The 11,673-nt window shown below is 70.2% G+C and carries 8 protein-coding genes; 6 read left to right on the forward strand and 2 right to left on the reverse strand.

Translation table 11 applies throughout. The features are described 5' to 3' along the window. Positions 1-11: 11 nt before the first annotated feature. The 5 genes from mtrB (at position 12) to AB0I04_RS40270 (ending at position 6,600) form a co-directional block, all read left to right on the forward strand. Entirely contained in the window at positions 12-1,661 is a 1,650-nt protein-coding gene (mtrB, locus tag AB0I04_RS40250) for an MtrAB system histidine kinase MtrB (RefSeq protein ID WP_360897330.1), read from the forward strand. Next, on the forward strand, positions 1,658-3,412 hold the full coding sequence (locus AB0I04_RS40255) for an LpqB family beta-propeller domain-containing protein (protein WP_360897332.1): 1,755 nt from the start codon (positions 1,658-1,660) through the stop codon (positions 3,410-3,412). The genes mtrB and AB0I04_RS40255 overlap by 4 nt, the downstream gene beginning before the upstream one ends. Before the next feature lie 214 nt (positions 3,413-3,626). Next, positions 3,627-4,322, forward strand: a complete 696-nt coding sequence (locus AB0I04_RS40260; protein WP_360897334.1) for a phosphoribosyltransferase family protein — start codon at positions 3,627-3,629, stop codon at positions 4,320-4,322. Between the two features lie 713 nt (positions 4,323-5,035). Further along, positions 5,036-5,719: a ribosome-associated translation inhibitor RaiA gene (gene raiA / locus AB0I04_RS40265; protein WP_360897336.1), complete on the forward strand. Its 684-nt coding sequence runs from the start codon at positions 5,036-5,038 to the stop codon at positions 5,717-5,719. A gap of 233 nt (positions 5,720-5,952) precedes the next feature. Beyond that, positions 5,953-6,600 (forward strand): response regulator transcription factor, encoded by a 648-nt coding sequence (locus AB0I04_RS40270; protein WP_345440514.1) that lies wholly within the window; start codon positions 5,953-5,955, stop codon positions 6,598-6,600. Positions 6,601-6,747: 147 nt separating this feature from the next. Here the strand turns inward: AB0I04_RS40270 and AB0I04_RS40275 are convergent, their stop codons facing one another. Continuing rightward, positions 6,748-7,992: a crosslink repair DNA glycosylase YcaQ family protein gene (locus AB0I04_RS40275; RefSeq protein ID WP_360897338.1), complete on the reverse strand. Its 1,245-nt coding sequence runs from the start codon at positions 7,990-7,992 to the stop codon at positions 6,748-6,750. A gap of 98 nt (positions 7,993-8,090) precedes the next feature. Further along, on the reverse strand, positions 8,091-8,402 hold the full coding sequence (locus tag AB0I04_RS40280; RefSeq protein WP_360897340.1) for an HGxxPAAW family protein: 312 nt from the start codon (positions 8,400-8,402) through the stop codon (positions 8,091-8,093). Positions 8,403-8,646: 244 nt separating this feature from the next. Here AB0I04_RS40280 and secA point away from each other — a divergent pair, with 244 nt between their 5' ends. Then, positions 8,647-11,448 (forward strand): preprotein translocase subunit SecA, encoded by a 2,802-nt coding sequence (secA, locus tag AB0I04_RS40285; RefSeq protein WP_360897342.1) that lies wholly within the window; start codon positions 8,647-8,649, stop codon positions 11,446-11,448. Positions 11,449-11,673: the final 225 nt, after the last annotated feature.

An 11,673-nucleotide genomic window follows, 5' to 3' on the forward strand; every position in this document is an offset into this window, starting at 1 on the left:
GCGAGTAGTCCATGAAAGCGTGGATCACGCTGACGTCGGCGGCCCGCCGCGGCCTGCGAGTGGTCCGCCGGTCCGTCCGTGCGGCGCTGCGCACGGCGTACGTCAGGTGGCGCCGGTCACTGCAGGCCCGGGTCGTGACGACGACGCTCGTCGTGTCCGCCCTGGTCGTGGCGGTGCTCGGCGTCTTCCTCATGCAGCAGATCACCACCGCGCTGCTGGAGGCCAAGGAGCGCGCGGCGCTCCTCCAGCTCGACGAGGGCGTCGGCGTCGCGCAGCGGCAGCTGGCCGGCGGCGGCTCGGACAACTCCGAGACCACCAAGAGCAGGCTCAACTCGATCGTCACCACGCTCGCCCACCGGAGCGGCCCGTCCGGCCTCTACGAGGTGATCATCCTCGACCGCGACGACCCCGGCAGCGTCGGCTTCAGCTCCAACTGGATCCGGCTGAAGAGCGTCCCGGCGGTGCTGATGCACCAGGTCGAGCAGTCGGACGCGAGCAAGCCCTACCGGACGTACGGCACGCTCACCTATGACGACGGGTCCTCGAAGCCCGGCCTGATCGTCGGCACCAAGCTGAGCCGCTACCAGCTGTACTACCTGTTCCCGCTGACGCAGGAGCGGCAGAGCCTGGAAGTCGTCCAGCAGACCATCCTCGGCGTCGGCGCGGCGCTCGTGCTGCTGCTCGCGGCGATCGCCTCGATCGTCACGCGCCAGGTGGTCGTCCCGGTGCGCATGGCGGCCCAGGCCGCCGAGCGCCTGGCCGCGGGCCGGCTCGAGGAGCGGATGAAGGTCCGCGGCGAGGACGACCTGGCCCGGCTCGCCACCTCCTTCAACGACATGGCGGCCAACCTTCAGGAGAAGATCGTCCAGCTGCAGGAGCTGTCGCAGGTCCAGCGCCAGTTCGTCTCGGACGTCTCCCACGAGCTGCGCACGCCGCTGACCACGGTCCGGATGGCCTCCGAGGTGCTGTACGAGGCGCGCGAGGACTTCGACCCGATGGCGGCCCGCTCCGCCGAGCTGCTGCACAGCCAGTTGGAACGCTTCGAAGGGCTGCTGGCCGACCTGCTGGAGATCAGCCGGTACGATGCCGGGGCCGCCACGCTCGACATCGAGCCCATGGACGTCCGCGACCTCGTGCTCCGGGCCGTCGGCTACACCGAGGATCTGGCCGAGCGCAAGGGCAGCAAGATCATTCAGCAGTTGCCGGGCGAGGCGACGATGGCCGAGGTCGACCGCCGCCGTGTCGAACGCATCCTGCGCAACCTCTTCGTCAACGCGATCGAGCACGGCGAGGGCAAGGACATCGTCGTCAGCGTCGCCGCGGACCGCGACGCCGTGGCCATCGCCGTCCGCGACCACGGCTGCGGTCTGCGGCCCGGCGAGACGAACATGGTGTTCGACCGGTTCTGGCGCGCCGACCCGGCGCGCGCCCGTACGACGGGCGGCACCGGCCTCGGGCTGTCGATCTCGATGGAGGACGCCCAGCTGCACGGCGGCTGGCTGCAGGCGTGGGGCGAGCCGGGCAAGGGCTCGCAGTTCCGGCTGTCACTGCCCCGGGTGGCCGGGGCCGAGCTGCGCGGATCGCCGCTCCCGCTCGTCCCGCCGGAGATCGAACTTCAGCGCGCGCCGTACGCCGAGCTGGAACTGGAGGCGGACGCGTGAGGTTCCGGATCTTCACGGTCGTTCTCGTGACGCTCCTTGCGGGCGGCTGTGTCGGCGTCCCGCAGGGCGGCCGGGTGCTGAGCGGCAACGCCGGCGGCGCGGAGCAGCCGATCGACGATCCGTACGTCCGGATCATCCCGGTCGGACCCGAACGCGACTGGCCTCCCACCATGATCGTCCAGGGCTTCCGTACGGCCTCGTCCAGCTTCGACGGGGAGAACGGCGAGCACCAGGTCGCCCGTTCGTACCTCGCCTGCGCGTCCTGCTGGAAGCCGGGGGCCGCGTCGATCGTGTACGACCAGCTCGACACCCCGACCTCCGAGGACGACGGCCCGGGGCGGGCGACGGTCACGCTCCAGGGCACCCAGCTCGGCAAGATCGGCGCTGACGGGCAGTACATCGCGGACAAGCGGGCTTTCAAGCAGGTCTTCCACCTGCGCCAGGACGCCCAGCGGCAGTGGCGCATCACCGAGCCGTTCCCGCCGGAGCTGCTGCTCAGCCGCGACGACGTCACCCGCGCCTTCCGCACCCTCGACCTGTACTTCTTCGCGCCCGACGCGCAGGTGCTCGTACCCAACCCGGTGTTCATCCCGCTCGTCAGCCGGTCGTGGCTGGCGACCCAGCTCGTGAAACAGCTGATCGCCGGTCCGACGACGTGGCTCAAGAACGCCTCCGTACGCTCGGCGTTCCCGGCCGGCACCAAGCTGCGCAGCCTGGACGTGAGCGGCGGTGTGGCCGCCGTCGACCTGAGCCGCCAGGCCCGCGCCGGCGACCTGCGGAACATATCGATCCAGCTGATGTGGACGCTGCGGCAGCTCCGCGAGGTCCAGCAGATGCAGCTGAAGATCGACGGCAAGGCGATCGACGTCCCCGGCGTGAGCGGGACGCTGCAGTCGACGCGGGACTGGGATGCCTTCGACCCGGACGGCAGCGGCGAACCGCAGCCGGCCTACGTCCGCCGCGCCGACGGGCGGCTCGGCCACCTGGACGGCGGCGGCGCGCCGGTCGTCCTGTCCAAGCTCCAGGTCGCCCACCCCGCGATCTCCTACGACCACCGGCAGGTCGCCGCCCTGAACGCCGCGGCGGACACGGTCACCGTCACCGACCTGCTCGGGGGAGCCACCCGGACGACGCTGCACGCCACCGCGAAGGACGGCACCTTCACCGCCCCGTCCTGGGACTCGCGGGGCAACGTCTGGGTGGCCGAGTCCACGGCCACCGGTTCCCGTCTCTGGGTGATCGAGGGAGGCACCCGGCCCGCCCCGGTGGACGGCTGGGCGCTCACGCCGTACCCGGTGAAGGCCCTGCGCATCTCCCGCGACGGCACCCGCGCCGCCGTGATCGTGAAGGTCGACGGCCGCTGGCAGGTCCAGCTCGGCCGGGTCGACCGGGCCCCGTCCGGCGGCCTGCAGGCGGAGGGGTTCATCGCGATCAGCTCGGAATTGCAGAGCGCCATCGACCTCGCCTGGAGCGCCACCGACCATCTCGCCGTCGTCGGCATGACGAACGCGAACCCGTCCCCCTCGCTGTTCGACGTGCCGGTGAGCGGCGCCCCCATCTCGCCGATGATCGGCCCCGGCGGAGAGATGACCACGGTCGCCGCCTCTCCCGGCTCACCGTTGCTGGTCACCCAGCGCGTCACGGGCTCGGCGTCGCCCAATGCCAAGACCCTCAACGTCTGCCGGCTCAGCGACCGGTTCGACGAGTGGAAGTGCTACACCGGCACCTCCGACCCCGCCTACGCCGGCTGAGACCGCTCACGCCGCGCTCCCGCCGGCTGAGACCGCTCACGCCGCGCTCCCGGGGGTTGAGGCCGTTCGCGCCGGGCTCTGGGCCGCTCTGGCCGTCTATGCCGCCGCGCCGGGCCCCGTTGGCCGCTCACCTCCCGTGGCGGCCGTTCGCGTCGTCCACAGGCCCGCTGAGAGGGCTGGTGGTCGCCGGGCGGGCACCGGCAGGCTTCGATCCATGGGACTCCTCGGCGCCGCCCTCGATCTCGTGCTGCCCCAGCGGTGCGCCGGCTGCGACGACGCCGGCGGGCTGCTGTGCGCCGCCTGCGCCGCCCTGCTCGGCGGCCCCGCCCGGCTGTGCCCGCCCCGGCCCGTGCCGCCCGGTCTGCCACGCCCCTGGGCCGTCGCGGCGTACACCGGCGCGGTGCGGCAGCTGATCGTGGCGCACAAGGAGCGTGGGCGCACCGGGCTGGCCCGGTCGCTCGGGGCCGGTCTCGCGGCGGCGGTCCGGGCGGCCGCCCGCGACACCGAGGATCCCGTCCTGCTGGTGCCGGTGCCGTCCTCCGGCGCCTCCGTACGCCGCCGCGGGTATGACCCGACCCTCCGTCTCGCGCAGGCGGCCGCCGGCGAGATGGCCCGGGCGGGCACGGCCGTGTCCGTCGCCCGGGTGCTGGCGCACCGGCGCCGGGTCGCCGACCAGTCCGGGCTGACGGCGGCCGACCGGGCGGCCAACCTCGCGGGCGCTCTCACGGCACGACGCGACCTGCGGGGCGCCACGGTGATCGTGGTGGACGACGTGATCACCACCGGGGTGACGCTCGCGGAGGCGGCCCGCGCCCTGCGGGCGGCCGGTGCGCGGGTGCGCGCGGCGGCGGTCGTGGCGGCGACGCGTCGGCACGACGAGGGGCCGGGTGATCCCGGTCACTTTCGGTAACGGATTTCCGGCCGACCTTCTCTGCGGCCGTTCAGGGCGGTAGGGGCCGGCCGAGCCGCGCGCCGCGCGCGCCGGCCGCCCGGATCGGCCCGGATGATCACATTCGGTGGCACATCCGACGCGAACGGTGGCGCGCTCTGGGCGCATCGTGGCCCGCCTTACGCGAACCGCGAAATCCGTCCGTCCGGGGCCGCCTCCGGCAGGCCGACCACCGTGTCTGGCCTAGTGGGCGGCCGGTCCCGCCGGGGTTCCCGAATGCCGCGTCAGGGGACCGAAACGGCCTCTGTCCATGACCGTCCGTGGTTTTCTCCGTCACACCCCCCTGACATTCGCCCGGAGAGGGGTTAGCGTTCCTCACATGACACCCGCCCGGGTCCGTGGTTGCGCCGAGCCTCTACCGGCCCGGCAAGCCGATGCCAGCCGCAGGCTAAACGGCCCACGTAAGGCGACTTTTTGTCGACCGATCACGGTGCGGCTTAGAGGTAAGTCCTGCCTCGCCGGGGGATCAGATGTCCTCCGGACCGGGAGAAGGGGAGTAGTGGCGAGAGCGCTGCGAGACCCTCAGCAGGCGGATGTGGGGACGAAGACCAGGTCGGCCGGGCGGGTGTTGTCCCCTAGGGATCCGGCGACCGATGACCGGATCCGAAGCACCTACCGAGCCCGGCGTTCCCGTCGCTGACAGGTCAGCGACCGGGGAGGAGGGGGGTCCCCCAGTGGAAATCATCGTCAAGGGTCGTCACACGGATGTGAACGACCGTTTCCGCCGACATGTGGACACCAAGATCTCCAAGGTCGAGAAGCTGGACCCGAAGGTCATGCGGATCGACGTCGAGGTCTCCCAGGAGCGCAATCCCCGGCAGTCGGACCGCCGTGAGCGCGTCGAGCTCACCATCCACTCGCGCGGTCCCGTGATCCGGGCCGAGGCCGCCGCGGACGATCGTTTCGCGGCGCTCGACATGGCCATCGGCAAGCTCGAGGCGCGGCTGCGCCGCCTGAGCGACCGGCGCAAGCCGCACGGCGGCCACGGTCCCGGGCGCGCCCGTCTCGCCATGGCACTGGCGCCGGAGACCGTCGACGCGGCCGTCGCCGCGGCTCCGGCCGAGGCTCCGGCGACGGAGACCGCGACCGACATCGCGGACTCCTGGCGCGAGGAGGTCGCCGAGCGGCCGCAGGCCGAAGAGGGCGTCGTGCCCATCTCGATGGAGGGCGACTGCCCCCTGGTGGTGCGCGAGAAGTCCCACAAGGCCGAGCCCATGACGATCGACCAGGCTCTGTTCGAGATGGAGCTGGTCGGCCACGACTTCTTCCTCTTCCGGGACAAGGACTCCGGCGACGCCAGCGTGGTCTATCGTCGGCGCGGCTGGGACTACGGCGTCATCCGGCTCGCCGAAGAGTGACGTATCGAGAAGAGTGACCTGTCGAAGAGTGACCTCGCGCTTGCGCCGCGCCATCGCCTCGACCACTCTGGTCTCGGAAGCGCCCCGCGGTGGGGCGCCCAGGACTCCCCGAGCTTGATCTCAGCCCCGCGACATGCCCAGGATTTGATCATGGGCAGGCGCACCGTTTGGAGGATGAGTTGAGCGAGACCCCCGAGACTCGCGGCACGGTCGCCGGTGATCCGATCCGCGTGATGATCGTCGACGACCACGCCCTGTTCCGCCGTGGTCTGGAGATGGTGCTCGAGGATGAGGACGGCGTCGAGGTCGTCGGGCAGTGCGGTGACGGCCAGGAGGCGATCGAGCAGGTAGGCGATCTGCTGCCGGACATCGTGCTCATGGACATCCGCATGCCGCGTCGCGGTGGCATCGAGGCGTGCACCGCGATCAAGGACCAGGTGCCGAGCGCCAAGATCGTCATGCTGACGATCAGCGACGAGGAGGAGGACCTCTTCGAGGCGATCAAGGCGGGAGCCACCGGTTACCTGCTGAAGGACGTCTCGATCGACGAGGTCGCCGACGTGGTGCGGGCCGTGCACGACGGCCAGTCGTTCATCAGCCCGTCGATGGCGTCCAAGCTCATCACCGAGTTCGCGGCGTTGGCCAAGCGCGGCGAGGAGCGGCAGCAGCAGGTCCCCGCGCCCAAGCTCACCGAGCGCGAGATGGAAGTGCTCCGTCTCGTCGCTCGGGGCCTGGGCAACCGGGAGATCGCCAAGGAGCTGTTCATCTCCGAGAACACCGTGAAGAACCACATCCGCAACATCCTCGAGAAGCTCCAGCTGCACTCGCGGATGGAGGCGGTGGTCTACGCGGTGCGGGAGAAGCTCCTCGAGATCAGCTGACGTCGGCCGTCTTCATGGAGGTCACCTGCGCGATGCGTGAAAAGCTTTTCGCGATCGGCTGAGGCCCGCGAGGAGCTTTTCGGGATCAGCTGAGGCCGGTCCTCCTCATGGCGATGGCCTGCGCCATGCGCCAGAAGCTCTTCGACATCAGCCGAGGCCGGTCTCCTTCAGGGCGGTGCTCAGCAGCGCGGCGAACTCAGGCGGATCGAGGCGCTCCACGCGTACGGCGTCGCACCCGACCCAGGAGGCCGCCTCCCGCAGCGCGTCGGCCAGGTGAGCGGCGGTGCGCTCGGCGCGGGCGGGCGTGCTCACCGCCGCCGGCTCCAGGGACGCCTTGCGAACCACAAGCGTGGCACCCTCGCGCGCCGGGTCGGCGCGGCCGATGAGCCGCCCGCCGGCGAGGAGCGGCATGGTGAAGTAGCCGTGCACGCGCTTGTCGCGCGGCACGTAGGCCTCGAGCCGATGGTCGAAGCCGAACACCCGCTGGGTGCGCTTGCGGTCCCAGACGAGCGAGTCGAACGGCGACAGCAGCGTCGTACGGTGCCGCCCGCGCGGCGGCGGGGCGGCCAGCGCCTCCGGGTGCGCCCAGGCGGCGCCCTTAGCGCCGTTGCCGCCCGCCCAGCCGGTGACCGTCACCGGGACCAGCCCGGCGGCCTCGACCACCGTGTCCACGTCCTCACCGCGGACGCGGACGTAGTCGGCCAGATCCGCCCGGGTCGCGACGCCCAGCGCCCGCGCGGCACGGCGGACGAGCGTCGTCACGCATTCGGTGTCGTCCGGATCCCACTGCCGCAGCTCGTCCGGAATCGCCCGCTCCGGCAGGTCGTACACGCGCCGCCAGCCCTCCCGCCGGGTACACACCACCTCACCGGTGGCCAGCAGGAACTCCGCGGCGATCTTCTGGTCCGTACGGTCGAACCACTCGCCGCCCTTCTTGGCGCCGCCCAGGCCCGTGACGGTGAGCGGCCCTTCGGCGCGCAGCCGAGTGAGGACGCCGACGACGGCCTCCTCGGGTGTGCGGTGCCAGTGCTTGCCGCGGCGGCGGTAGTCGCGCCGGCGGAAGGCGTACAGCGGCCAGTCCTCGATCGGCAGGATGCAGGCGGCGTGCGACCAGTACTCGAACGCGGCGGATCCGCCCCAATAGGCCCGCTCGACGCTCGTACGCCCGACCGCGCCCAGCCGGGCGTAGGCGACGAGCTCGTGGGATCGGGCCAGCACGGAGATCGTGTCGAGCTGCACCGCGCCGAGGTGCCGGAGCGCGCCGAGCGCGCGGCGGGCGTCCGGATCGCCGCGCAGCCCGGAGACCGATGCGGGCGCGACACGCCCGAGAAGGCCCTGTGCGTGCAGCTGAATCCGGCGCGCCTCATCGGCGGTCAGCTCGTGGGTCGACATGGCCCGATCGTAGGGGCCGACACCGACAAAACGCTTATGCAGGTTGAAGCCTCAAGGGGAGCTGGCCGGGTCACCCGTTCAGGAGCCCTAGGGACAGATCAGCCGTGCGGGTGCGTGGCGGCCGGGTCCGTGGCGGCCGCGGCCCCCCTGGCGCTCTCGATGGCCCGCGCGTGCAGCACGGCCGGATGGGTCTCCTCGGGGATGACGCGCGGGGCGTCGATGATCACGTCGTCGAAGATGCGCACGATCAGGCCGATCACACCACCGACCGCGACGATGCCGACTCCGAGCCAGAACAGCCACCACGACGGCCCGGAGACCATCGCGACGCCGCCGACGGCGAACCCGATCCACATCACGATGACCGCTACCCACGAACTCGGGCGGCCTCCGTGAGAACTGCCGGCCATGTGTTTTCCTCCCCGGGGATTCGCGTTCGTCGCTGAACGCGGTTCTACGTTGTGCTTTGTCGTGCGGATCCTTGCCCAGCCAACGATAAACCCGGGGCGCGCGGCCGCTGTGGCCGAGTCCCGTGATATCGACGTCGTCCCGCTGTACGGTTGGACTCGCCTACGATGACACCGTACGGGTCGTGTATGCACCGTCGGACATGACCCCCGGCGATTCCACGAATGGTTCGAGGAGCTTCCGAGAGTGCCAGTAGTCATCGACAAGATCCTTCGCGCGGGCGAAGGCAAAGTTCTGCGCAAGCTCAAGCGGATCGCCGACCAGGTCAACTCCATCGAGGAAGACTTCGTCGACATGAGCGACGCTGAGTTGCGCGCGCTCACCGAGACGTACAAGGAGCGCCTGGCCGATGGCGAGACGCTCGACGATCTTCTTCCCGAGGCGTTCGCGACCGCCCGTGAGGCTGCGAAGCGCACGCTGGGCCAGCGCCACTTCGACGTGCAGGTCATGGGCGGCGCCTCGCTGCACATGGGCAACATCTCCGAGATGCGCACAGGTGAGGGCAAGACGCTGACCTGTGTGCTGCCGGCCTACCTCAACGCGCTGTCCGGCAAGGGCGTCCACGTCGTCACCGTCAACGACTACCTGGCCAAGCGCGACGCCGAGTGGATGGGCCGCGTGCACCAGTTCCTCGGCCTCGAGGTCGGAGTGATCCTGGCCGACATGACGCCGGAGGAGCGCCGCAAGGCGTACGAGGCCGACATCACGTACGGCACGAACAACGAGTTCGGCTTCGACTACCTGCGCGACAACATGGCCTGGAGCCTGGACGAGTGCGTCCAGCGCGGCCACAACTTCGCGATCGTGGACGAGGTCGACTCGATCCTCATCGACGAGGCGCGGACCCCGCTGATCATCTCCGGCCCGGCCGAGCAGAACTCCAAGTGGTACGTCGAGTTCGCCAAGATCGTGCCGCGGCTGAAGCGCGCCACCGACGGCCCGGAGGGCGAGGACGGCGACTACCAGGTCGACGAGAAGAAGCGCACGGTCGGCATCCTGGAGACCGGCGTCGAGAAGGTCGAGGACTGGCTCGGCATCGACAACCTGTACGACTCGGTCAACACGCCGCTGGTCAGCTTCCTGAACAACGCGCTGAAGGCCAAGGAGCTGTACCGGAAGGACAAGGACTACATCGTCAACGCGGGCGAGGTCCTGATCGTCGACGAGTTCACCGGACGCGTTCTGCACGGCCGTCGCTACAACGAGGGCATGCACCAGGCCATCGAGGCCAAGGAAGGCGTCACGATCAAGGACGAGAACCAGACGCTCGCCACGATCACCCTGCAGAACTTCTTCCGGCTGTACGACAAGCTCGGCGGCATGACCGGTACCGCACAGACCGAGGCGGCCGAGTTCAACAAGATCTACAAGCTGGGCGTCATCCCGATCCCGACGAACAAGCCGATGATCCGCCAGGACGTCTCCGACGTCGTCTACAAGACGGAGCAGGCCAAGTTCGAGGCCGTGGTCGAGGACATCAAGGAGCGGCACGAGAACGGCCAGCCGGTCCTGGTCGGCACCACCTCGGTCGAGAAGTCCGAGAAGCTGTCGCGGATGCTCAAGCGGCGCGGCGTCCCGCACGAGGTGCTGAACGCCAAGCACCACGAGAGGGAGGCGATGATCGTCGCCGAGGCGGGCCGCAAGGGCGCCGTCACGGTCGCGACGAACATGGCCGGTCGAGGCACCGACATCATGCTCGGCGGCAACCCCGACCACATCGCCGACAAGGAGCTGCACACGCGCGGCCTGTCCCCGCTCGAGACTCCGGAGGAGTACGAGAAGGCCTGGCCGGATGCGATCGACAAGGCCAAGAAGGCGGTCAAGGAAGAGCACGACGAGGTCAAGGAGGCCGGCGGCCTCTACGTCCTGGCCACCGAGCGCCACGAGTCGCGCCGCATCGACAACCAGCTGCGCGGCCGGTCCGGCCGGCAGGGTGACCCGGGCGAGTCCCGCTTCTACCTGTCGCTCGAGGACGACCTGATGCGGCTGTTCAACTCCGCCCGGGTCGAGGCGATCATGACCCGGCTGAACATCCCGGACGACGTCCCGATCGAGTCCAAGATCGTCTCGAACGCCATCCGGTCGGCGCAGCACCAGGTCGAGCAGCAGAACTTCGAGATCCGCAAGAACGTCCTCAAGTACGACGAGGTCCTCAACCGCCAGCGCCAGGTGATCTACGCCGAGCGCCGCCAGGTCCTCGAAGGCGCCGACCTGCACGAGCAGATGACGCGCATGGTCGACGAGGTCGTGGCCGGCTACGTCACCGCCGCCACCGCCGAGGGCTTCCCGGAGGAGTGGGACCTCGACAAGCTGTGGAAGGCGTTCAAGCAGCTCTACCCGATCTCGATCGCCGCCGACGACCTGATCGAGGAGGCCGGCGGGCAGGCCGGGCTGACCGCCGAGCTGCTCACCGAGAAGATCGGCGAGGACGCCCAGAACGCGTACGCCAAGCGCGAGGAGGAGCTCGGCAGCGAGGTGCTCCGCGAGCTGGAACGCCGCGTCATCCTGTCCGTCCTCGACCGTAAGTGGCGCGAGCACCTCTACGAGATGGACTACCTCCAGGAGGGCATCGGCCTGCGGGCGATGGCGCAGCGCGACCCGCTGGTCGAGTACCAGCGCGAGGGCTACGACATGTTCACCGCGATGCTCGAGGGCATCAAGGAGGAGTCGGTCGGCTACCTCTTCAACCTCGAGGTCGAGGTCTCCGAGGAGGATCGCGCTCCGGCGGTGGCCGGGGTCGGCGAGGCACCGGTCGAGCTGGCCGTCGCCTCCGACGAGGCACCGGAGATCGTCGCCAAGGGCCTGGAGGAGTCCGCCCGGCCGCAGACGCTCAGCTACTCGGCGCCGACCGTCGACGGTGAGGGCGGTGTGGAGACCCACACCGAGGAGGCCGACGACGCGTTCGCCGACGTGTCGCGCAACGACCCGTGCCCCTGCGGCTCGGGCAAGAAGTACAAGCGCTGCCACGGCGACCCGAAGAACAACTAACGAACGACCGCCGAACGGCCCCGGGCGATCGCCCGGGGCCGTTCGTCGTCTCCGCGCGGTCCTCCCCGCCGAAAAACCGGGAACAACGCGGCGCCACTCCACCAAGTACCGGATGACCGATGCACGGCATCGAAAGACATCCCAGGAGCTAGTGATGTCAAGCAGCCCGTTCCAGATGATGCGGCCAGGCGGTCGCCTCGTCGTAGAGGGCACCGGTTTTGAGGC

Source organism: Actinoallomurus sp. NPDC050550, from assembly GCF_040655075.1.
Classification (GTDB): Bacteria; Actinomycetota; Actinomycetes; order Streptosporangiales; family Streptosporangiaceae; genus Actinoallomurus.